Here is a 21,048-nt window from a genome sequence, read left to right as displayed (position 1 = left end):
CGGCGCGCAACCGTGAAAGGACAGCGGCGTGCTGCTGCTCCTCCTTGCCGTACTCACCGTCACCACCCTGCTCGTCCCACTGCTGGAACGCCCGATGGGCCGCGCCGCGGGGTGGCCCATCGCCCTGGTGCTGGCCCTGGCGGCCCTGTGGGTCGGGGTCCAGGGACCCTCACTGTGGAAGCACGACCAGACCCTGGAGGCGTCCCTACCCTGGATGCCCGCCCTCGGCGTGGGGCTGAACCTGCGCATGGACGGCCTGGCCTGGCTGTTCTGCGTACTCGTGCTCGGCGTGGGCGCGCTGGTCATGGCCTACTCCACCCGCTACTTCCCACCCGGGCGCAGGACCGGCTTCTACGTCCTGATGAGTGCCTTCGCCCTGTCCATGACCGGTCTGGTCCTGGCCGACGACGTGGTCCTGCTCTTCGTTTTCTGGGAACTGACCACGATCTGCTCCTTCTACCTGATCGGCCTCTCCGGGCCAGGCGCCTCACGACCAGCGGTGCGCACGTTCCTGCTCACCGCCCTGGGCGGCCTGGCACTGCTGACCGCGGTGGTGCTGCTGTGGGTGCGCACCGGCACCACCCGCCTCAGCGCGATCCTGGGCGACCTGTCCTGGACCCAGGACACCGCCTTCACCAGCACCGTGGCGGTGCTGGTCGTCATCGCGGTGTTCACCAAGTCGGCCCAGTTCCCCTTCCACTACTGGCTGCCCGACGCCATGGCCGCGAGCACCCCGGTGAGCGCCTACCTGCACGCGGCGGCGATGGTCAAGGCCGGCGTCTACCTGGCGATGCGCTTCTCCCCGGCCTTCACCGACACGCCGCTGTGGGGCACCACCCTCATCGTCGTCGGTCTGACCACCGCCGTGATCGGCGCCGTGCTGGCCCTGCAACGGCACGACCTGAAGGAACTCACCGCCTACTCCACGGTCAGCCAGCTCGGCTTCCTCGTCGCCGTCATCGGTGTGGGAACCCCGCAGGCGCTCATCGCCGCCGCCGTGCACACCGTGGCCCACGCCCTGTTCAAGTCGGCGCTGTTCATGTCGGTGGGCGTGATCGACCACCAGACGGGAACGCGGGACCTGCGTGAACTGGGTGGTCTGCGCCGGACGATGCCCGTCACCGCGACGGTGAGCGCGCTCGCCGCGCTGTCCATGGCCGGGGTTCCCCCTCTGCTGGGATTCGTCAGCAAGGAGAACCTCTTCGAGGCGCTGACGCAGGCACCGGGGCCCGCCTGGAGCGGTCCGGTCGCCGGGGTCGTCGCGGTCGCCGCGGCGTCGTTGACCTTCGCCTACGCCTTCCGCTTCGTGTACATGGCCTTCGGCGGGAGCAGCAGGCGCCGTCCCGACCGGGAACCGCCCCGGGAGGCGGGCGCGCTCCTGTTGTCCGCCCCCGTGATCACCGCGGCCGCGGGCCTGGCCCTGGGGCTGGGAGCCACGGCGCTCAACCCGGCCATCTCCTGGGCGGCCGGAGACGCGGCCCTCGCCCCCGCGGACTCCCACCTGGCGTTGTGGCACGGACTCAACCCCGCCCTGGGGATGTCGGCCGCAGCCCTGCTCCTCGGCGCCCTCCTGACCCGGGCCTCCCGCTGTGGGGAGAAGCTCGCCGGGCGCAGGCTCCTCCCCGTCCAGGGCACTGGCGTCTTCGAACGCACACACGCGGCGGTCATCACCCTGGGCACACGCGTGGGCGACCTGACCCGTACCGACGCCCCCGCCCGCCACCTGGCCATGCCGTTCGTCATGCTCATCGCGCTCGCCGCCGTGGTCTCCGCCCTCGGACTGGACTACGGGCTGCCGCCCGCACCCACCTCACGCGCGTTGGACTGGCTCCTGGTGGCGTTGGTGGCGGTCGCGGTGCTCACCGCGGTGGTGACCCGCTCGCGGATGGCCGCCCTGGCCCTGGTCGGGGTCGCCGGGTTCACCACCGCGCTGTGGTTCGTCTTCCTCGGCGCCATCGACGTGGCGCTGACCCAGTTGCTGGTGGAGACCCTGACGGTGGTCGTGGCGGTGCTGGTGCTGCGCCGGCTCCCCCGCGAGTTCCACCGGGTCCGCCGTTCACGCACCGCCCTCACCGCGGCGGTCGCTTTGACCGCGGGAGCCGTGGCGGGCCTGGGCGCCTACCTGCTCACCGGCCGCAGGGAGCTCTCGGGGGTCAGCGACTACCTGCTCTCCCACGCGCCCGAGGACACCGGCGGCACCAACGTGGTCAACACGATCCTGGTCGACTACCGGGCCCTGGACACGCTGGGCGAGCTCACCGTCCTGGGAGTGGCCGGCCTGATCATCATCGCCGTCCTGCGATCGTCCGGTCTCATCGCGAACGGCGAGGTCCCCTCCCACGTGGCCAGAACCAACCCGCTCTGGGACGCCGACGACAACACCGTGATCATGCGCACCGTGTCGCGCTGGCTGATCCCGCTGCTGGTGCTGTGGTCGCTCTACCTCCTGGTGCGGGGCCACAACGCCCCGGGCGGGGGCTTCATCGCCGGACTGGTCGGCGGTTCGGCCTTCGCCCTGGCCTACCTCACCGCGCGCAGCGCCTCGGCGGCCCGCATCCGCCTGGCCTACCCGGCCTTCATCGCCGCGGGCGTCCTCACCGCCGCGGTCACCGGGCTGCTCGGCTACGCCGACGGGTCCTTCCTGCGGCCCCTGCACGCCGAGATCCCCCTGCCCTGGGGCGGTTACTACCACTTCACCAGCGCGCTCGTCTTCGACGTGGGTGTCTACCTGGCCGTGGTCGGCGTACTGCTGACCGCGCTCAACCAGCTGGGGCTGCCCCGGACCGGCCGCAAGAGCCCCCCGGAGCCCGACGCGCACCACACACCCGACCCCGTCCGGCACGGTCCGGCCACCGGAGGTAACCGATGACCCTGGCCATCACGATCGGCGTCCTGGTCGCCGGAGCCGTCTACCTGATCCTGCAACGCGGCATGGTCCGCGTCGTCCTGGGCTTCGTCCTGCTCAGCCACGGGGTCAACCTCCTGCTGATGTCGGCGGGCGGCGCCTTCCGCCGAGGCGAACCCCTGCTGGGGCGGGGCACCGGAGCCGCCATGGCCGACCCCCTGCCCCAGGCGTTCGTGCTCACGGCGATCGTCATCGCCTTCTCCATCACCATCTACATGCTCGCCCTCGCCGCGACCGGTGAGAGCGACGACACCGAGGACGCCTCATGATCCCCGTTCTCCTGCCCATGCTGGTCGCGGTTCCCCTCCTGGGCGCCGCGCTGCTGGTCCTTCCCCTCGCGCGTCCGGTGGCCCGCACCCTGTTCCTGGGAACCAGCGCCTTCGCGCTCGCCGCCGGTGCCGCACTGGTCTGGTGCACCCGGGAGGGACAGGTGCACGCCCACCAGGTGGGCCTGTGGCCCGCCGGGGTGGCCATTCCCTTCGCCGCCGACACCTTCAGCGCGCTGATGATCACCACCACCGCCCTGTTGGTGCTGGTGTGCTCGGCCTTCGCCGTGGCCACCGGCGAGGCCGGTCGGCGCTTCTTCCCGTCCTTGGTGCTGGTGCTGTCCGCCGGGGTGTACGGGGCGCTGCTCACGGGAGACCTGTTCAACCTCTTCGTGTTCGTCGAGGTGATGCTGCTGCCCTCCTACGGGCTCATGGCCATCGCCGGGACCCTGCGGGGCCTGCGGGGCGGACGGACCTACGTCGCGGTCAACCTGCTGACCTCGACCGTGTTCCTGGCCGGTGTCGCCCTGGTCTACGGCGCCGCCGGAACCGTGCAGCTCGGCGAACTCGCGGGCGCCGCCCAGGAGTCGCCCGTGGTCGCGGTCGCCATGGGAGTGGTGCTGCTGGCGATGTCGGTCAAGGCCGCCGTCGTGCCGGTGCACGGCTGGCTGGCGCGCACCTACACCGCGCCCTCCCCAGCGGTGACCGCCCTGTTCTCCGGCCTGCACACCAAGGTCGCCATCTACGCGATCTACCGCCTCTACGCGGTGGTCTTCGGCGGCGAGTCCTCGCTGCTGTGGGTGGGCCTGGTGCTGTTCGGCGCGACCATGCTGATCGGGGTCCTGGGCGCGGTGGGGGAGGACACCACCCGCTCGATCCTGGTCTTCCACATGGTCAGCCAGATCGGTTACATCCTCCTCGGCGTGGCCCTGTTCACCGAACTGGGACTGATGGCGGGGATCTTCTACCTCGTCCACCACATGGTGGTGAAGGCGTCCCTGTTCCTGTCCACCGGCGCGATCGAGCACGTCCACGGCACCGGCAGACTCGACCGGCTGGGGGGCCTGGCCCGCCGGGAACCGCTGCTGGCGCTGGCCTTCCTGGGCGCGGCCCTGTCCCTGGCCGGACTGCCGCCCTTCTCCGGGTTCGTCGCCAAGCTCACCCTGGTCGCCGCCGCCTTCGACGACGGCCAGTGGGTGGTCGCCGCGATCGCCGTCACCGTCAGCCTCATCACCCTGATGTCGATGCTCAAGATCTGGGGCTCGGTGTTCTGGAGCCCCGAACCGGGGTCCGGCCGTGGACCCGAGGGCGGACGGTCGGCGGCCGGGGGCGTGACGGTCACCGCGGCCCCGGCCGCCACGAGGATCCGCGCGGGCCTGGTGCTGCCCGCGGTGGCGTTGACCGGCGTCACCCTGTGCGTCGGCCTGGGCGCCCAGGTCCTGCTCGACCTGAGCGCCCAGGCCGCAGCCCATCTGCTGGACACCTCCACCTACGTCGAGGCGGTGACGAACCGATGACCCCTCTCCTGCGCAGGTCCCTGCGGATCGCGTGGTTCCCGTTCTTCTACGGCTCCCGGGTGGTGACCTCCACGCTTCGGGTCGCCTGGGACGTCCTCACCCCGGGCAGCGCGTCCGTGCCCGCCCTGATCGAGGTCCCGTTGCGCTGCCGCACCGACCTGGAGATCACGGCCGTCGCCAACATGGTCTCCCTGACCCCCGGAACGGTGACCGTGGCCACCCGCACCAACCCGCCCGCCCTGTGGGTGCACGGCATGTACACCACTGACGAGCAGGCCTTCCTCGACGACATCCGCCAGATGGAGGACTACCTGCTGAGCCTGACGCGCACGGGACGGGCGAAGGCCGCGCCCCGCGAGGAGGACACCTGATGAACCCCGTCGACATCGCACTGCTGCTGCTCGGGGCGTCCATGGCCCTGGCGGCCTACCGCATCCTCGCGGGCCCCTCCAGGGGGGACAGGGCGGCCGGAGCCGACGTGGTCCTCTTCGGCTTCGTCGGCCTCGTGGTCGTCCTCGGCCTTCGCGTCGACTCCGTCCTGGTGGTCGACATCGTCCTCGTGTGCGCTCTCGTGGGCTTCCTCTCCGCCCTGTCCCTGGCCCGACTGATCTCCGGAGGCAAACGATGACCCCGCTCGAGACGCTTGCCGTGGCCTGTGTGATCGCCGGAGCGTTCGTGTTCGCGACGGGAGCCCTCGGCCTCGTGCGTCTGCGCGACTTCTACGCACGTCTGCACGGGGTGTCGGTCTCGGCCGGTCTGGGGACGGCCCTGCTCCTGCTCGGTCTGTTGCTGTGGTTTCCCTCGGTGGAGAACGCGCTCAAGATCGGCCTGGCGCTGCTCGTGCAACTGGCCACCGCGGCGGTCGGCGGCAACGCCCTGGCCCGGGCGGGATACCTGGCGGGAACACCCCTTTCCCCCGCCACCCGGCACGACGCCCTCGCTGAGGCAGACACGGACCGCTCGGAGGAAGGCTGATCATGCTTCGTGCCGGTGGCCTGGCACCACGGCCGCCGGCGCGAAGAGGTGGCGACTATGGATGACATGTTCGTCGGTGGATCGCGGACCGCGTTCCAGCTCCTGGCTCTGCTGGCCACCGTGCTCAGCGCACTCCTGCTCTCCCGGGTGCTGCGCACGCGCACACGGTTCCGGAGGATACGCAGCGCCCGGACACCTCCGCTGAGGGATCTGCCCCGCTCCGGTACCTCGGTCCTGGTCGACGGGAACGCCGTACCGGGGCCCTCGGGGCCACTGGTCGCCCCCTACTCCGGGACCAGGTGCGTGTGGTACCGGACCGAGGTGTGGGACCACCGCCCGGGCGAGGGCACCAATCACGAACGCCTCCGTGCGACCCTGGTCCACGTGGAGCAGAGCGAGGCGCCCTTCCTGCTTGAGGACAGGACGGGGAGCGCGTGGTGCTACCCCCGTGGAGCCGTCACGGACAAGACCGCCCTCACCCATGACTCCTTCGTGGTCGACCCCCTGTCGGAGGGCGCCTTCGGCAGGACGGAGACGAGGCGGGAACTCGAACCCGAGCACGCGCATTCGAGCACCGGCCGCTCCTACCGGGAGTGGGCCGTCGCGCCCCGGACCCGTCTGCTGGTCAACGGGACCGCGTACGAGTGGAACGAGGACACCCTCATCGCGAGTTCCTCCGACGGGTACCTGCTGCTCTCGACACGCACCGCCCCGCAGTTGTACGACGCCCACTGGACGAAGCAGGTCCTCGCCGGTGTCGTCTTCCTCGGGTCGCTCGCGGTCACCCTGTGGCTCCTCTGACGGCCCACACCAGATGCTCGGAGGTGGCCGTGGTCGCCCCTGAGCACTCTCCACTCAGTCGGCGACGAACGCCTTCTCGACGGCCAGCGTGTCCTCGTACAGGTGCATGCGGACGATCCGGCCGTCCTCGACCCCCAGGTGCATGGCCACCGGTGTGGTGAACTCCTTCCCGGTGGCCACGACGGTGTGCGTCCAGACCGCCAGTAGTACGACGTCACCGCCGTCGACGACGGCGCGCTCCAGCACGACCTTGCTCCTGCCGTGCGCGAAGTGCGGCCACATCGTGGTGAAGTACGGCGCGACCTCCTCCCGGCGGGTACGGCGCCCGGCCCAGGAGAGCGCGTCACTGCCGGGGACGTACCAGTCGATCTCGTCGGCGAACAGTTCCTGGATGCCGTCGGGGTCCTGCCTGCCGAGGCGCTCCACGAACTTCTCGGCCACGGTCCGCGAGGTCTGGGTGTCTGTTGCCATCGTCCTTGTCCTTGTCTTCTCGTTCGTATGAGGTGCGCCTGTCGGGCCTCGGCCCCGGCACGGGAGATCCTGCTGGAGGCGCCGGTGACGAGGGCGATCCCGTCGTCCAGCTGTCCCATGAGACCCTCCGATTCCCTGATGTAACCCTTTTGGTTACATCGTTGGGAATGGGATGCGACCCCCCTCGACCGGGGGGAGACGGCGGTCCGGGGTCAGGCGGTTGCCAGGACGTCCCGCAGCACGTCCTCCAGCGTGGTCTTGGCCAGCTCCCCGCGCAGGGCGGCCTCCACGTCGTCGTACACGGCGGTCATCGCCGGTCCGATGCCGTGGCCCACGACGCACTCGGGGTCCGGTGCCGCGCGGTGCAGGGCGAAGACCGGCCCCGGCTCGATCGCCTGGTAGACGTCGAGCAGGGTGATCGCCGCCAGGTCCCGCGCGAGCATCCAGCCCGCGCCCGCCCCCCGCCGCGAATCGGCCAGCCCGGCCTTGCGCAGCTCGGCCAGCAGGCGGCGGATCACCACCGGGTTGGTGTTGACGCTCGTCGCGATCTGCTCGGAGGTGGCGACCTCGTGGCCGCGCCGCTGGTACAGCCCGATCCATGTCAGGGCGTGCGCCGCGATGGTCAGTCTGCTGTTGGCGCTCACGTCGGACTCCGCCTCCCTCGCTCCCCGATTTCAATCGTAACAATAGTAGTTACGACTGAAATCGGCAAGTCCCGCGGGGCTGGCCGGAGCGACCCCGTCAGCCCGCCTGGCGGCCCACCGCCATCTGACCCCGGCCCAAGACCTGCGCCAGTCGGAGGACGGAGCGACGGTCACCGTGGCGGGGCCGCGGATGAGCGTGCAGACCCCTCCCGCCCGCTCGGGCCGCCGAGTGGTGTCCGCGGCCCCGGAGGACCGCACCGGCCTGGTCGGTCTGGCCCTGCCCGGCTGGCTACCCGCACCGCCCGGACGGCGATCCCAGGGGCGACCCGGACCGTGCCGGGCCGGGCATCGTCAAGCTCCTCGAAGGGGGCGGGGACGGACCTGCCCGGACATGGAACGGGAATCCAAGGCCGCCTTCGCGGCAGTGGCACAGCGTTGTCACAGGTAACAGGCCCCGCGCGCGGTGACAAGGCTCGGGATCCGCACTGCGCCGCAGTGCGGATCCCGAGCAGAGGGAAGCGGCATTCGCCGAGTTCACCGCAGACCCCGCGCTGGTCTGCCGCCGCCGCGTTCTGCGGGCCGACGGCGTGTCGTGTGCGGAGGCACTTCTCGTGTGGCAGGTGGTCCGGGCAGGCCGGGTGCCGGGTGGTGTCCGTTCCCGAGCGCGCGAGGAAGGGCGCACCGGCTGCGGCGGTCCCGTTGGGCGGGTCCCAGGCGGAGGGGGTGATCTGGGCCGGTCGGAACGGCCCTGGTGCATGCCGGAGCCGTTCGTTCGTGGGTGCCACAGGGCTTGTGAAGCCGGAGTTCGGGAAAGGCCGGATTTGAGGCGCGGAAAACTCCCCAAGGAGTTGGACCGGGGGTTCGTATCATTCTTGATTTGTTTTGGCGGGCGTGGTCGTGTTTTGGTTTTTTGCTGTTCCTGTGGTCCGCTTGTGGGTGGTCACTTGCGGAAACGGGGACACCTGTCACTGTTGTGAACCATGTTGCTGAAGTGAGTGCTGTGCTTCTATTGGCGAGGGGGAAAACCAAGTTCGGGAAGAGGCGGTCGGTGCGGTCTTGTCGAAGGGCGGGAGAGGCGGCAGGAGGCCGCGTTTGTTTACCCGACTCCGCTAAGGCAATGGGTTGGATATGACGGAAAAAACACATACTCCCCGCATGGGTCGGTTCAATCCCATCCGGCAGTTCATGCTGCTTCAGCGCTACGGGCAGAACCACCCTTGGAAGTACATGCTGAGAGTCACGCTGCTCGTGACTGTGTACGGTGCGGCCATGCTCGCCCTCTGCTTCGTGCCGATGGCCTTATTCGGTGACGCACCGTTGTCCCGGGTGTGGCCGTGGATGCTGGGTGTTCTGGCGGGCGTGGCCGCCTGCGCGGCCCTGGGCGCAGGCATGGGCGTGCTGATGCTGCGGTGGACCACCAAGCAGGCCAAGGTTCCCCACGACGTTGATCCGGACACCCTGCGCGCCGCACAGCGCCACCTGCGCCGGGGCGAACTCAGCGGTGACCCCCAGCTGGACCGGCTCGCCCGGTACCTGGCGCCCCAGTCCGAACGCGCCAACTCCAACAGGGCCTTCGCGCTGTTCGGTCTGATGGGAGGGGTGCCCTACCTGGTGTTCACGGGGATCCGGTTCGCGAACGGCACAGGGGACACCTTCCAGCTGTTCGTGGCGCTGTTCGTCGTTGTGGTGTTCGCTGTCGCCTGGCCGTGGGCGCGCAAGCACAAGCGCAACGCGCACCGGCTGAGGAGGGCCTACGACGCCGAGTACGGGCCCTTCGACGGAGAGGCGAACCCACGCCGTGACGCCTGGAGCCGTGGGGACACGAGGATTTCGTAGCGCGTCAGAGCCCGCGTGTACGCGAGGCGAAGCGCTCACGCCGTGCCACTCCCGGTTTCCCTGCGCCGAGACGGCACCACCAACGGCTCCTGTGAGGAGAGCCGGCCTGAAGCGCCCCCTGCCACCGCGCCGGTCCGAGACAGTGCGCACCGTCGGGGTGCCTCACCGCCGGTGCCGAGCGCATCGGTGCGGGACGCGGTGCTCCCCGCGCACGCGGCAATGGTTCCTCGACCAACTGGTGCGGCTCCCACCTGCGGTGGTGCTCCCCGCGCTTCCGCGGCCCAGGAGGGCGAGCAGGGGCCCGTTTCCGTGGGCAGGCGGTGCCGGGGTCGGGGAACCGGCACCGCCCTGCCCGTGCAGGCGTTCCAGCGCCGACAGGACAAGGTGTGGTTCCCCTCGTCGGTGACGGTGATAAGGGAGTTGTCCAGCTTGTCGGCCATGAGCTCGGCCCCCTCGTAGACGGTGTTGGCGTCGTACTCGGCCCCGATGACCAGGCCGCGCGGGTAGCCGTCGCGCTCCAGTTCCACCAGCGGGTCGGGTGTGCGCGAGGCGAAGGTGCAGGGCTGGGGCACGTGCCATATCGCCCCGACGCCGTACGGGCTGCGCTCACGGACGTCCCGGACGCCCGCGTGGTAGTCCGACAGGCGCGTGGGCCACTCGGCCTCGCAGAGCACCGCCATCATCAGGGAGACGTTGTCGTACTCGATCCCGGGGTCGGGCCACTCGGGCTCCTCGGGCCACTCGGGTTCCTCGGGCCACTCGACATCGGGGCGGGGCAGGTCGTTGACGATGTACCAGAGGGTGGTGGTCCACTGGCCCCACTGGTCCTGGAACCGCGCCGCGTAGCCGACGTCCTCGTCGAAGTAGTCCGCCGTGTAGACCCACGGTTCCGACTCGCCCGGCTGCTGGTCGTAGCGGGGGTGCTCCACCAGCCGTGCGCGGGCCCGCTCGAAGACGGCCAGCACCTCCTCGGGAGTGGACCCCAGGCCGTGGACCCCAGGCGAACACACCGCCCGCACGCCCGGTACCCTTCCCGTGGCCCGCACGAGCCCTCCGGCCCCGGCCCGGACGCTCCACCGCACTGACCCGGGCGTGTTCCGAACGGACGGCCGGGCGCCCGGACACCCGAGAGTGAGACCGGTTGTACGCAGGTACCTTCTCCATCGTCGCCCACGACGTCGCCACCGGAACGTGCGGTGTCGCGGTCAGCAGCCGCTTCCCGGCGATCGGCGCGCTGTCGGTGTTCGCGCACGCGGAGGCGGGGGCGGTCGCCACACAGGCACTGATCAACCCGCTGCTGGGCGCGGACGCCCTGGAGCTGCTGCGGTCCCACTCCGCAGAGGAGGCGCTGCGCCGGGTCCTGGACACCGACCCCGACGCCGACTCGCGACAGGTCGCCGTGGTCGACCGCGAGGGACGCGCCGCCGCGCACACCGGCGCGCAGGCGCACCCGTGGTGCGGCCACAGGGTGGGGGACGGGTACGCGGTGGCGGGAAACATCCTGACCGGCGCCGACACGCTTGACGCGATGGCCGAGCGGTTCGAGGCCGGTGCCGGGGAGCGGATGGACCGGCGGCTGCTGGGCGCCCTGGAGGCGGGGCAGGCGGCCGGTGGCGACAGGCGCGGCAGGCAGAGCGCCGCGCTGTACATGCACACCGGCCACCCCTACCCCTACCTGGACCTGAGGGTGGACGAGCACCCCGACCCGGTGGCCGAGCTGCGCCGGATCCACGGGGTGGCCGAGCGGGAGCTGCTGCCGTTCGTGGAGGCCATGCCCACGCGCGCGCACCCCGCGGGCCGCTTCGAGCGGTTGCTGGACACCGGCGACAGCTGAGCCCTCCATCACGTCCCTGACCGTGGGGCTCCCGTCCTCGAGCATCCGCCTTCGGACGTGCCACCTGACCCACCGTGCGGAACGCGGCCCTCTGCGCCTCATCCGTCCGCGGAGCCCCGGGCGAACCGTCGCGCGAGGCCCTGGACCGCTCCGTAGTCGGGGACGCCCTCGGGGAGGGGAAGGCCCGACGCCACCGCCTCGGCCGCGGCGAGGGCCCCGTGCAGGGCGGCGCGGAAGAGCAGCGAACCGCAGCTCACGCGCCGCACACCCAGCGCGGCGAGGACCCGCAGCGGCGGACCGCCTGGGGAGTGGAGGATGTTGAGCGGGACGTGCAGGGCGGCGGCCAGGGCGGCGATCTCCTCCTCGTCGCGCAGACCGGGCACGAACACCCCGTCGGCACCGGCCTCCTCGTAGGCGGCGGTCCGGTCAGCGGTCTGTTCCGTGTGTCCGGGCAGCCAGTGGGTGTCGGTGCGTGCGTTGAGGAACAGCGTCGGAGCCGCCTCCCTGACCGCGCGGATCACCGCCCGCTGGTGCCCGGTGTCGGCGAGCCCGCCGTCCGCAAGGCCGTCCTCCAGGTTGATTCCGGCGATCCCCGTCCGCTCCAGTTCGGCGGCCAGCGCGGCGACCCGTGCCGGTGACGCGCCGAAGCCGCCCTCGACGTCCACGCTGACCGGCACGTCCAGCCGGGACAGGCCGCGGGCGAGCCGTAGCGTCTCCTCGCGCGCGAGCCCCCGGGCGTCGGGCAGCCCGGCCGCCGCGGCCACACCCAGGCTGGTGGTCCCCACGGCGCGGAACCCCGCGGCGGCCAGGGCGGCGGCCGACGCGTGGTCCCAGGCGTTGGGCAGCAGCAGGGGAGCGCCCCGCAGGTGCAGGGCACGGAACCGCTCGCCGGGGATCTCCGGTTCTTTCGGGAGGTCGGCGCCGGAGCGCGGAGGCGGGCGGTCGTGGTCGGCGGATCCGCTGCCGGGTGCTGTTCGGGAAGTCATACGGCGACGCTAGGGCCGCGTCGTTTCGGTCGCTGCCGAAGCGACGGGACGGCACCAGCAGAACCCTGCTGGCCGCAGGGCCCGCCGCGGGTCAGGTGGTGCCGGGGTGGATGGTGAAGACCCGGTTCAGACCGACCATGGTCATGATGCGCAGGGTGTTGGCGGGGACGGAGAGCAGGACCATGTCGGCCCCGGCGGCCAGGGCGTGCTGACGGGCGGCCAGGAGGGCGCTGATACCGCTGGAGTCGCAGAAGTCCAGGCCGGACAGGTCGATGGACAGGCACTGGCCGGAGTCCAGGAACAGGAGCCCGACCTCGCGGCGCAGGGTCGCGGCGTGGTCGTAGTCCAGCGAACCGGCCACGTCCAGGACGGGACCCGTCGCGCTGTCCCGGCGGGTGACGGTCAGGGTGCTCATCGTGGTCCGCTCATGGTGTGGTGTCCGGTTCCGGACGGGACGCCGAGCGCGAGGATGGCGGTGTCGTCCTCCAGGCCCTCGCCGAAACCCTCCAGCAGTTCGGTCAGCGCGCTGACGACGCCGTGGGCCGTGGAGGGGGCGTGCCGCGCGGCGAAGGAGAGCAGGGCCTCCTCGCCGTACATCGTGTCCGGCCCGGACCCGGTGCGGGCCTCGGTCAGGCCGTCGGTGTAGAGCACGAAGGCGTCGCCGGGGGCGAGGGTGGTCTCGACGGTGGCGAAGCGGGCGTCGGGCAGCACGCCGACGAGCATCCCGCCGGAGGCGAACAGGAACTCGGCCCGCCCGTCCCCGCGCAGGGCCAGGGCCGGGGGGTGGCCGCCGAAGGCCAGGCGGACACGGACGTGCCCGGCGTCGCCGTCGGGTTCGAGGACGCCGAAGACGGCGGTGCAGTAGCGGGGGTCGCCGTTGTCGGCGTAGCGCTCCAGGAGGGCGGTGTTCAGTGTGCCCAGGGCGTCCGCGGGCTCGGAGGAGTGCAGGGCGGTGGTGCGCAGGACGTAACGGGCCTGGGAGGTCAGGGTCGCGGCCTCGGGCCCCTTGCCGCTCACGTCGCCGAGGAAGAGCGCCCAGCGCCCGTCACCGAGCGGGAAGAGGTCGTAGAAGTCGCCGCCCATCCGGTAGGGGGAGGCGGTGTGGTAGTAGGCGGCGGCCTCCATGCCCGGAACGTCGGGCAGGGTGTCGGGCAGCAGGGCCTTCTGGAGGATGACGAGCGCCTCCCCCAGACGCGCCCGGTCCGACTCGGCCCGCCGGTGCGCCTCCTCCGCCTCCTCGCGGGCCCGTTCGGCCTCGGTGCGGGCCTGCTCCGCCTCACGGCGGCGGCGCAGCAGCTCCTCCTCGTAGGAGCGGCGGTCGGTGGCGTCGAAGACGGTGGTGCGGACCAGCAGCGGCTGCCCCCCGCCGTCGTGTTTGACGGAGGAGGAGACCAGCACGGGAAGGCGGCTGCCGTCGGACGCCCGCATCTCCAGGGCGATGCCGCTGACCTCGCCCCGCAGGTGCAGCAGGGGCGCGAAGTGCGTTTCGTGGTAGAGCCTGCCGCCCACGGTGAGCAGGTCGGTGAAGCGCATGCGGCCCACCACGGCGGCGCGCTCCAGACCGAGCCACCTCAGCAGTGTGGTGTTGATCCTGGCGACCGTGCCGTCCATGAGCGTGGACAGGTAGCCGCACGGCGCGGACTCGTAGAGTTCCTCGGCGCTGTCCTCCAACAGCGCGCTGAGGGCCGCGTCGGTGGCGGAGCCGTTGCCGGTCCCGGGTGGCCCGGTCTCCCCGCTCATCCGGCGTCCCGGAGGGACTCCAGGAACTCCAGCAGCGCCGCCGCTGTGGCCCGCGGTGCGCTCAGCTGCGGGCAGTGGCCGGTGGCGTCCAGGGTGACCAGCCTGGAGGAGGGGATCGCGGCGTGGACGAAGGCGCCCACCTCGGGCGGGGCGATGGCGTCCTGGGAGCACTCCAGGACCAGGGTGGGGACCCGCACCCCTTCCAGGTCCTCGCGGCTGTCGGACAGGAAGGTGGTGCGGGCGAAGACCCGGGCCATGTCGGGGTCGGTGGCGCAGAAGCTGTTGGTCAGCTCCTGCTCCAGCTCGGGCCGCTCGGGGGTGCCCATGATCACCGGCGCCATCGCCGACGACCAGCCCAGGTAGTTCGACTCCAGCGAGGCGAGCAGTTCGTCGATGTCGGCCGCGGTGAAGCCGCCGCGGTAGCCCTCGTCGTCGATGTAGCGGGGCGAGGGGGCCACCATCACCAGCGCGCCGATCCGCTCCGGTGCCGTCCGCGCGGCCAGGACGCCGACCATGGCGCTGACCGAGTGCCCCACGAACACCGCCCGCTCCAGGTCCAGCTCCTGGCAGACCTCCACCACGTCCTGGGCGTAGCCCTCCAGGGAGGAGTACCTCTCCTCGCTCCAGGCGGACGGGTCCGCCCCTCCGGAACCGACGTAGTCGAACAGCACCACCCGGTACCGGTCGGTCAGGGCCGGGACGACCAGACGCCACATGTTCTGGTCACAGCCGAATCCGTGGGCCAGCACGACCGTCGGCCCGTCGGCCGCCCCGGTGACCGTGACGTTGTTCCTGCGCAGGATGTCCATGTCGACCGCTCTTTCCCTCATACGGGCCCGCACAAAAACGGTACTCGATCCCACGAGTCGCTTCTGGTGCCGAAACGGACGTGTCCGTCGTCTCGTCAGGCGGTACGGAACCGCGTACCCCCCCCGCGGCCTGGTCGGCTTCATGGACCGGGATGAGGACCACGTCCGCGCGGCGGTGGCCGACTTCGACGGCGACGGGTGGCTCGACCTGGTGATCACAGCGTCCGAAAGGGTCGGAGGCGACGACCCGGTCCCCTCCGCGGTGAACGGACTGCGGACGGGCCCCATCTCCGAACGGGGCAGGGACCAGGAGGCACACGGATTCCCCGAGGAGCGGGTGACGGCTCTGCGCGTGGTGGACTACGACGGCAACGACCGTCCCGACCTGGCGTTCTACCAGTACGACGGGGACGGGAGCTACGTGGTGCAGGGGCACCAGGGCGGACGGGGAGAGGGGTTGTCCCCCCAGGTCGGGCACTCTTACGTGGACGTAGCGGACTCAGAGCCGGAGGGCCACCTCCCACCGCCGCTCGGCCTGGACGGCTTCCACCCGGCGTGCGGCGTGTGAGCCCCTCCGCGCCGGACACCGGGCAGGCGGCAGGAGAGCGTCCCGCAGGTGCAGGGCGCGCAGCCGCCCGCCGGGGCCCTCCGTCCCCGTGGGGAGGCCGGTGCGGGTGCGGTCGGAAGGAAGGCGGTCGGGGGCGGTGTGCCCGGTGGCGGGCGCTGTTCGGGGAGCCATACGGCGACGCTGTGGCCGCGTCGCCTGCCGGACCGCAGGGCGGGGCCTCGCGGGTGAGAAGGGGGGTGGAACCGACCCCCTACCTTCGGTCCGCCTGTTGGCCGCGGTCGTGGTAGCGGGCCATCTGCTCCCAGTAGACCATGGTCAGCGCCATCATGGTCGCCGTGGCGGCGGCCGTCGGCACGGCCCTTCGCCGGTGGGCGGACACGACGGCCACGCACCCGGCCAGGGAGACCACGACCTGCACCGCCATCGCGGCGTCGCGCGGGCGTTCGGTGATCCACCGCTCCTCGCCCAGGATGGCCCGGGTGGCCCAGTTGTCGTCGTCGGCGGGCTTGGGGAAGATCACGGGGTTGAGCGCCATCCACGCGCCGACCGCGACGGCATGTCGCCAGTCGCGCGTCCATACGGGCAGGAAGACCAAGGGCGTGGTGGCCCACCGGGTCCACGCGCTCCACGGGTTGGAGTGGCGGGCGAATCCGGCGCGGCGTATCCGCGCGAAGGTGCTGGGGGAGGCGGTTGCCACGGGCGGTCTCCGATCCACGGGGGCCATGACGTCACGGACGCCGACCGGACTCGTCGGCTTATCGGACCGAGCCTACGTCTGCCCGTGAGTCCGCCGCCTTCGTCCGCCCGGGGCCTCCTGCACGGGCGGGGGACGGTGCGGTGCGTGGCGGGGCCGCCCCTCACGGCTCCTGCTGCCCGTCGGGCTTTTGCGGGCCGGGCCCGGTCTCCTGCTCGGCCCCGGCTCTGCCGTCCCCGCCGGACGCCGGGGCTGAGACCGCCGGTGCCTGGCCCGGTTGCTCTTCCTCTCCGCCTTCCTCGGCTTTCCCGCCCTCCTCGGCGTCGGAGAGCAGGGGGTGCTCGGCGACCTCGTAGCGCCGGATGTAGGTCCCCAGGAACGCCTGCATGCTCGCGCCCATCGGCAGCGCGAGCAGCGCGCCGGGCGCCCCCAGGATGGCCACGCCCGCGAGGACCGAGCCGAAGGCCACCGCGGGGTGCATGTCCAGGGTCCTGGCGGTGATGCGCGGCTGGAGCAGGTAGTTCTCGAACTGCTGGTAGACGACGATGAACACCAGCACCCACACGGCGGGCCAGAGGCCCTCCACCAGCGCCACGAGTACGGGGACGAGTCCGCCGATGTAGGTGCCGACCGTGGGGATGAACTGTGAGAGCACGCCCACCCACAGCGCCAGGGCGAACGCGAAGGGGATGTCCAGCGCCACCAGCACCACGTAGTGCGCGCCCGCGCAGACCAGGGCCAGCAGCGCCCGGGAGTAGAGGAAACCGCCCGTCTTGGTGATCGCGATCTCCCAGGCCCGCAGCACCTCGCGCTGGGTGCGCGGCGGCAGGACCGAGCAGATCACGCGGCGGAAGCGCGGGCCGTCGGCGCACAGGTAGAAGGTGAAGAGCCCGATCGTCAGCGTGTTGAACAGCAACGCCAGGACGGTCGTCCCGGCGCCCCAGACGTTGTTGGCGATGCCGGAGGCGTACTGCTCGACCAGCCCGCTGACGCTGGAGATCTCGTTGAGCAGCGTCGTGGGGGAGTAGGAGGTGTCGAACGTGGTGTTGACCCAGTCCAGCGCGGCGCGGACCATCGCGGGCACCTCGGAGGCGAAGGCCAGGATCTGGCCGACCAGCATCGACCCGAGCAGGCTGAAGAACACCACGGTCAGCGCCAGTACCAGGAGCATCACCAGTCCGGTGGCGGGCCCGCGCGGCCAGCGGTGCCGGTGGAGCCAGTTGACCGCGGGCTCCAGCGCCAGCGCGAGGAACAGCGAGATCAGCAGCAGCATGAGGAGGCTCTGCAGCCGGACGAACAGCCACAGGGTGAGACCGAACGCGGTGACCATCCACAGGGCCAGCAGCATGGCCCGGGGGAGCCAGCGCGGCATGCCGCCGCCGCGGTCGGGGCGCGCGGGCCCGGATGGTCTGGTGCTCGTGTGCAAGCCGGTTCTTCCTCACTGTGTGCGGCCGCGCGACGGGGCTCCCGCGGCGTGCCGGGACGATTCCAGCCCCACCGGACGATAGCGCCTCCCGAGTGCCTGACCGTCCCACCGCCACCGCCACCGCCACCGCCACCGCCACCGCCACCGCCACCGCCACACCGTCCCCGGTGACGCCCGGTGCCGCGGTGGTCCGGCGCAGACGGGGGGGGAGCGTGCCGCCCGTGCGGACGGCACGCTCCGGACGCCGGAACCGGTCGCGGCCGTTCGCCTCAGGCCTCCGGTTCGACCACGCGCACCACCACCTTGCCCCGGATCCCCCCGGCCTCCAGCGCCCGGTGGGCCTCGGCGATCTCGGCCAGGGGCAGGACCCTGTCCACGACGGGGCGGATGGCTCCGGACTCGGTGAGGCGGGTCAGCTCGGTGAACAGCTCGTGCCCGGGGTTGCCGCTGAACGCGCGGATGCGGCGCGGACCGAAGACGGCCGAGGCGGCGAGGTAGGAGAGCGACGCGAGCATGTGCTCCGTGTCGAAGGTGATGGTGACCATGCGCCCGTTCCCGGTCAGCCGCCCGCGGTAGGCGCGCATCCCGGTTCCCACCGTGTCCAGGACGACGTCGAACGGCGGCAGGTCGGCGGCGCCGGTGCTGGCGTAGTCGAAGGCCTCGTCGGCGCCCAGCTCCCGCACGAAGTCGAGGTGCCTGGCCCCGGCCAGCGCGGTGACGTGGGCGCCGTAGGCCCGGCCGAGCTGGACGGCGACGCTGCCCACCCCGCCGCTCGCACCCCGCACCAGCAGCCGCTCGCCCGGGGCGAGGCGTGCCTTGTCCCGCAGCGCGGTGATGGCCGTCGTGCCGACTCCGGGCAGGGCCGCGGCCTCGACCAGGTCGGTACCGGCCGGTGCGAGGGACAGCTGCCGGGGCGCGACGGCCACGAACTCGGCCGCGCTGCCGAACGTCCGGGGCAGCCCGCCCCACACCCGGTCCCCCGGCGCGAACTCGGAGACCTCGGCCCCCGTCTCGACCACCTCGCCCGCGAAGTCGAGCCCGGTCCGCTTGGGAAAGCCCCTTTCGACCAGCCCCGTCACCAGGCGCACCCCGCCCGCACGGCCCAGCAGCTCGCCGCCGTTCACGCTGGCGGCGTGCACGCGCACCAGCACCTCTCCCGGGCCGGTGCCGGGCTTGGCGACCGTGCCCTCGTAGAGCACCTCCGGGCCGCCGTACCGGTCGTACAGCGCCGCGCGCATCTGACTCACTGTCGTGGTCCCCTTCGTCAGCCGCCGCACGTCGGGTCCGTGCGGGGTCCTTGCCATGCACGCTACGCCGTAAACGGACGCCACCCTCCACTTATGGCCGATGTGAGAGACAGTGCCGCCGGTTCCTCTCGGATCGCCCCTCTGAACTGGCACGAGCCCCGGCGGGCGGGCCCGGCCGTGTGAACGCCACCGTGTCCCCGAAGCCGGGCGGAAGGAGTTCGAACGGTCGGAACCTCCCGGGCGGCACGGGCATCGAACCCCGGTGTTCAGCACAGCCCGCCACCGCTGCGGCGTCGGAAGAAGAGGTGCCAGCCCGTGTTCGGAATCCTGCGTCCCTGTCGGCACACGTTGTCCGACGGACTGGCCGAGGAGTGGATGTCGCACATGTGCGGGCTGTGCCTGGCGCTGCGCGACGACCACGGCCAGGCGTCCCGGATCGCCACCAACTACGACGGTCTGGTGGTGTCGGTCCTGGCCGCTGCGCAGTCCGAGGAGTGCGCGGGTACGCGCCGGGCGGGCCGCTGCCCCCTGCGCGGCATGCGCGGAGCCGATGTCGCCGACGGCTCCGGCGCGCGCCTGGCGGCGGCGGTGTCGCTGATGCTGGCCTCGGCCAAGATCGCCGACCACATCGAGGACGGCGACGGTCCCTACGCCCGCCGCGGCGTGCGCGCGCTCGCCGGACGTGTGGCCGAGCGCTGGCGGCGCGACGCGCGTGAGGCGGGTGCCGGGCTCGGGTTCGACGGCGCCGGACTGGTCGCGGTGGTCGACCGCCAGCGGGAGGCCGAGTCCTCGGCGGGACCGGGCAGCGACGTCCTGGCCGTGACCCGGCCGACCGAGGAGGCCACCGGCGAGGCGTTCGCGCACACCGCCGTCCTGGCGGGACGGCCCGCCAACGCCGAACCCCTGCGCGAGGCGGGACGCCTGTTCGGCCGCGTCGCCCACCTGCTGGACGCGGTGGAGGACCGGGAGGAGGACCGGGAGAAGGGCGCCTGGAACCCGCTCACGGTCACCGGCACCGGGCTCGACCGGGCCCGTGAGCTGTGCGACGACGCCGTCCTGGGCGTGCGGCTGGCGTTGGAGGAGGCCGATTTCGTCGACGACCGCCTGGTCCGCGCGCTTCTGGTGGGGGAACTACACCGTGCCGTCGACCGCGTCTTCGCCCGCGGCGGGTATCCGCACCAGGGACAGCACCAGAACCACCACCCCCATCACCGGCAGCCGCCCCACCAGTGGGGAGGGAGCGGGAGCGGGGCCCACGGCGCCCACCACGGCACCCCCCACGCGGGCGGGCACGGGGGCGGTTCCGGCTCGGGTGGGGAGGGTCCCGGTCCCGGTTCCGGTGGGAGCCGGGACAGGAGCGGCTGCTGCGCCTCCTGCTCGTGCGAGACCCCCGAACTCCGGCACCCGCCCAAGCAGCGGGGCGTTCTGGCGGGTTGCGCGGCGGCGCTGTTCATGTGCGGCACCTGTCAGTTCTGCTGCCGCGATCCCCACCCCGGGCCGTGGTCGGGCAAGCCGAGGAGCTCGTGGTGCGACGCCTGTGAGTGCTGCAACTGCTGTAACTGTTGCGACTGCTGTTGCTGCGACTGACGTTCAGGCCGCGCGGGGCGGGGAGCTGAGGACGGCCCTCTCGGGAGGCGCGTTCACCGGACGAGGGCGGCGAGTCGAGGAAGGTCTCCCCGGGACGCGCGTCACCGGGCGCGGGGGCGGCCTTTCCGGCCCCTCAGTCCTCCCCGGCCCCTCAGTCCTCCCAGTCGTTCCACTCCTCCTGCCGGGCCCGCTCCCACCGCTTCAGGGCCTCCCGCTCCCGGGTGAGGCGCTTTTGCACCGTGGCGATCTCGGGGCCGAGGACGGTGTTCCTGAAACCCCAGTTGATCTCCTCGGCGGTCAGCAGCTCGATGCTGTCCGCCGCCCAGCGGCGGCCGGGGACGGCGCCGGGGTTGTAGCGCAGGGTCCAGCCGGGGTTCCTCCGCTGGAACTCCTGGAGCACGGCGTCGAAGGTGCGGGGTTCGGTGTGTTCGGGCATGGCCTCACCTGGGGGCGGTCCGGGAAGCGTGCCGCGGAAGCGGGTCGTGCGGCTGGCACGCAGCACACTAGACCTTTTCTGCTTCCCGGTCAGGGGTTTCGCGAAATCCGTTGGCCGACCGCCGACCGCCGACCGCCGACCGCCGATTCCGATTGTCGCGTCGACCCCGGCCCCGGCCCCCGACCGCGAACTCCTGGGCGCGGACCACAGGTCCGTCCGGCCGGGTGGCCTCTGACCCCGACCGCTGGCACGGGCGTCCGTCCGGACGGACGCCCGTGCCAGCGGACCCCACGAGGCGCGGCACGC

Annotated in this window: 22 protein-coding genes; 11 read left to right on the top strand and 11 right to left on the bottom strand. The window is 72.1% G+C overall.

The genetic code is table 11. The annotated features are described in order from the left end of the window. Positions 1–28 precede the first annotated feature (28 nt). From FYW99_RS13265 to FYW99_RS13235, 7 genes are all read left to right on the top strand, one after another. Positions 29–2,869: a DUF4040 family protein gene (locus tag FYW99_RS13265; RefSeq protein ID WP_150252353.1), complete on the top strand. Its 2,841-nt coding sequence runs from the start codon at positions 29–31 to the stop codon at positions 2,867–2,869. Continuing rightward, complete coding sequence (locus FYW99_RS13260) at positions 2,866–3,174, top strand: sodium:proton antiporter (protein WP_150252352.1); 309 nt, start codon at positions 2,866–2,868, stop codon at positions 3,172–3,174. Before FYW99_RS13265 ends, FYW99_RS13260 begins: the two co-directional genes overlap by 4 nt. Further along, a complete protein-coding gene (locus FYW99_RS13255; protein ID WP_150252351.1) occupies positions 3,171–4,688 on the top strand; it encodes a monovalent cation/H+ antiporter subunit D family protein in 1,518 nt (505 codons plus the stop codon). Before FYW99_RS13260 ends, FYW99_RS13255 begins: the two co-directional genes overlap by 4 nt. Further along, positions 4,685–5,059: a Na+/H+ antiporter subunit E gene (locus FYW99_RS13250; RefSeq protein ID WP_150252350.1), complete on the top strand. Its 375-nt coding sequence runs from the start codon at positions 4,685–4,687 to the stop codon at positions 5,057–5,059. Before FYW99_RS13255 ends, FYW99_RS13250 begins: the two co-directional genes overlap by 4 nt. Then, positions 5,059–5,316, top strand: coding sequence for an MrpF/PhaF family protein (locus tag FYW99_RS13245; protein ID WP_150252349.1), 258 nt, complete (start codon positions 5,059–5,061; stop codon positions 5,314–5,316). Before FYW99_RS13250 ends, FYW99_RS13245 begins: the two co-directional genes overlap by 1 nt. Beyond that, the gene (gene mnhG, locus FYW99_RS13240; RefSeq protein ID WP_150252348.1) at positions 5,313–5,663 is read left to right on the top strand and encodes a monovalent cation/H(+) antiporter subunit G; all 351 of its coding nucleotides are present in this window, start codon (positions 5,313–5,315) and stop codon (positions 5,661–5,663) included. The genes FYW99_RS13245 and mnhG overlap by 4 nt, the downstream gene beginning before the upstream one ends. A gap of 66 nt (positions 5,664–5,729) precedes the next feature. After that, positions 5,730–6,464 (top strand): E3 ubiquitin ligase family protein, encoded by a 735-nt coding sequence (locus tag FYW99_RS13235; RefSeq protein WP_223838981.1) that lies wholly within the window; start codon positions 5,730–5,732, stop codon positions 6,462–6,464. Between the two features lie 54 nt (positions 6,465–6,518). Here the strand turns inward: FYW99_RS13235 and FYW99_RS13230 are convergent, their stop codons facing one another. Together FYW99_RS13230 and FYW99_RS13225 are read right to left on the bottom strand one after the other, a co-directional pair. Continuing rightward, on the bottom strand, positions 6,519–6,935 hold the full coding sequence (locus tag FYW99_RS13230) for a nuclear transport factor 2 family protein (RefSeq protein WP_150252346.1): 417 nt from the start codon (positions 6,933–6,935) through the stop codon (positions 6,519–6,521). Positions 6,936–7,147: 212 nt separating this feature from the next. After that, the gene (locus tag FYW99_RS13225; RefSeq protein WP_150252345.1) at positions 7,148–7,579 is read right to left on the bottom strand and encodes an Rrf2 family transcriptional regulator; all 432 of its coding nucleotides are present in this window, start codon (positions 7,577–7,579) and stop codon (positions 7,148–7,150) included. Between the two features lie 1,155 nt (positions 7,580–8,734). On the opposite strand from FYW99_RS13225, the gene FYW99_RS13215 reads away from it, so the two are divergent. After that, positions 8,735–9,415 (top strand): hypothetical protein, encoded by a 681-nt coding sequence (locus tag FYW99_RS13215; protein WP_150252343.1) that lies wholly within the window; start codon positions 8,735–8,737, stop codon positions 9,413–9,415. A gap of 35 nt (positions 9,416–9,450) precedes the next feature. Here the strand turns inward: FYW99_RS13215 and FYW99_RS32310 are convergent, their stop codons facing one another. Further along, positions 9,451–10,434: an alpha/beta hydrolase gene (locus FYW99_RS32310; protein WP_223838980.1), complete on the bottom strand. Its 984-nt coding sequence runs from the start codon at positions 10,432–10,434 to the stop codon at positions 9,451–9,453. A 122-nt stretch (positions 10,435–10,556) separates the two neighbouring features. Here FYW99_RS32310 and FYW99_RS13205 point away from each other — a divergent pair, with 122 nt between their 5' ends. Then, a complete protein-coding gene (locus FYW99_RS13205; protein ID WP_150252342.1) occupies positions 10,557–11,249 on the top strand; it encodes a DUF1028 domain-containing protein in 693 nt (230 codons plus the stop codon). Between the two features lie 98 nt (positions 11,250–11,347). On the opposite strand, the gene FYW99_RS13200 is transcribed toward FYW99_RS13205, so the two are convergent. The 4 genes from FYW99_RS13200 to FYW99_RS13185 all read right to left on the bottom strand — a co-directional run bounded on the left by FYW99_RS13200 (position 11,348) and on the right by FYW99_RS13185 (position 14,784). After that, positions 11,348–12,235 (bottom strand): isocitrate lyase/PEP mutase family protein, encoded by an 888-nt coding sequence (locus FYW99_RS13200; RefSeq protein ID WP_150252341.1) that lies wholly within the window; start codon positions 12,233–12,235, stop codon positions 11,348–11,350. Positions 12,236–12,326: 91 nt separating this feature from the next. Beyond that, positions 12,327–12,650 carry an STAS domain-containing protein gene (locus tag FYW99_RS13195; RefSeq protein ID WP_150252340.1) on the bottom strand — a complete coding sequence of 108 codons (324 nt, stop codon included), beginning with the start codon at positions 12,648–12,650 and terminating at the stop codon, positions 12,327–12,329. After that, entirely contained in the window at positions 12,647–13,975 is a 1,329-nt protein-coding gene (locus tag FYW99_RS13190; protein WP_150252339.1) for a PP2C family protein-serine/threonine phosphatase, read from the bottom strand. Before FYW99_RS13190 ends, FYW99_RS13195 begins: the two co-directional genes overlap by 4 nt. Then, positions 13,972–14,784 (bottom strand): alpha/beta fold hydrolase, encoded by an 813-nt coding sequence (locus tag FYW99_RS13185; RefSeq protein ID WP_150252338.1) that lies wholly within the window; start codon positions 14,782–14,784, stop codon positions 13,972–13,974. The genes FYW99_RS13190 and FYW99_RS13185 overlap by 4 nt, the downstream gene beginning before the upstream one ends. 142 nt (positions 14,785–14,926) lie before the next feature. Here FYW99_RS13185 and FYW99_RS13180 point away from each other — a divergent pair, with 142 nt between their 5' ends. Then, a complete protein-coding gene (locus FYW99_RS13180; protein WP_223838978.1) occupies positions 14,927–15,352 on the top strand; it encodes a hypothetical protein in 426 nt (141 codons plus the stop codon). 250 nt (positions 15,353–15,602) lie between these two features. On the opposite strand, the gene FYW99_RS13175 is transcribed toward FYW99_RS13180, so the two are convergent. From FYW99_RS13175 to FYW99_RS13165, 3 genes are all read right to left on the bottom strand, one after another. Further along, positions 15,603–16,049 carry a DUF6653 family protein gene (locus FYW99_RS13175; RefSeq protein ID WP_223838976.1) on the bottom strand — a complete coding sequence of 149 codons (447 nt, stop codon included), beginning with the start codon at positions 16,047–16,049 and terminating at the stop codon, positions 15,603–15,605. 160 nt (positions 16,050–16,209) lie between these two features. Then, positions 16,210–17,418: an AI-2E family transporter gene (locus FYW99_RS13170; protein WP_150252670.1), complete on the bottom strand. Its 1,209-nt coding sequence runs from the start codon at positions 17,416–17,418 to the stop codon at positions 16,210–16,212. A gap of 323 nt (positions 17,419–17,741) precedes the next feature. Further along, positions 17,742–18,710 carry an NAD(P)-dependent alcohol dehydrogenase gene (locus FYW99_RS13165; RefSeq protein ID WP_150252336.1) on the bottom strand — a complete coding sequence of 323 codons (969 nt, stop codon included), beginning with the start codon at positions 18,708–18,710 and terminating at the stop codon, positions 17,742–17,744. A gap of 324 nt (positions 18,711–19,034) precedes the next feature. On the opposite strand from FYW99_RS13165, the gene FYW99_RS13160 reads away from it, so the two are divergent. Next, positions 19,035–20,306 carry a DUF5685 family protein gene (locus tag FYW99_RS13160; protein WP_150252335.1) on the top strand — a complete coding sequence of 424 codons (1,272 nt, stop codon included), beginning with the start codon at positions 19,035–19,037 and terminating at the stop codon, positions 20,304–20,306. A 151-nt stretch (positions 20,307–20,457) separates the two neighbouring features. On the opposite strand, the gene FYW99_RS13155 is transcribed toward FYW99_RS13160, so the two are convergent. Then, complete coding sequence (locus FYW99_RS13155) at positions 20,458–20,742, bottom strand: hypothetical protein (RefSeq protein ID WP_150252334.1); 285 nt, start codon at positions 20,740–20,742, stop codon at positions 20,458–20,460. Positions 20,743–21,048 lie beyond the last annotated feature (306 nt).

The organism is Nocardiopsis deserti, assembly GCF_008638355.1.
In the GTDB taxonomy this organism is placed as follows: Bacteria; Actinomycetota; Actinomycetes; order Streptosporangiales; family Streptosporangiaceae; genus Nocardiopsis; species Nocardiopsis alborubida.
This window is presented reverse-complemented; position numbering and strand designations above follow the sequence as displayed.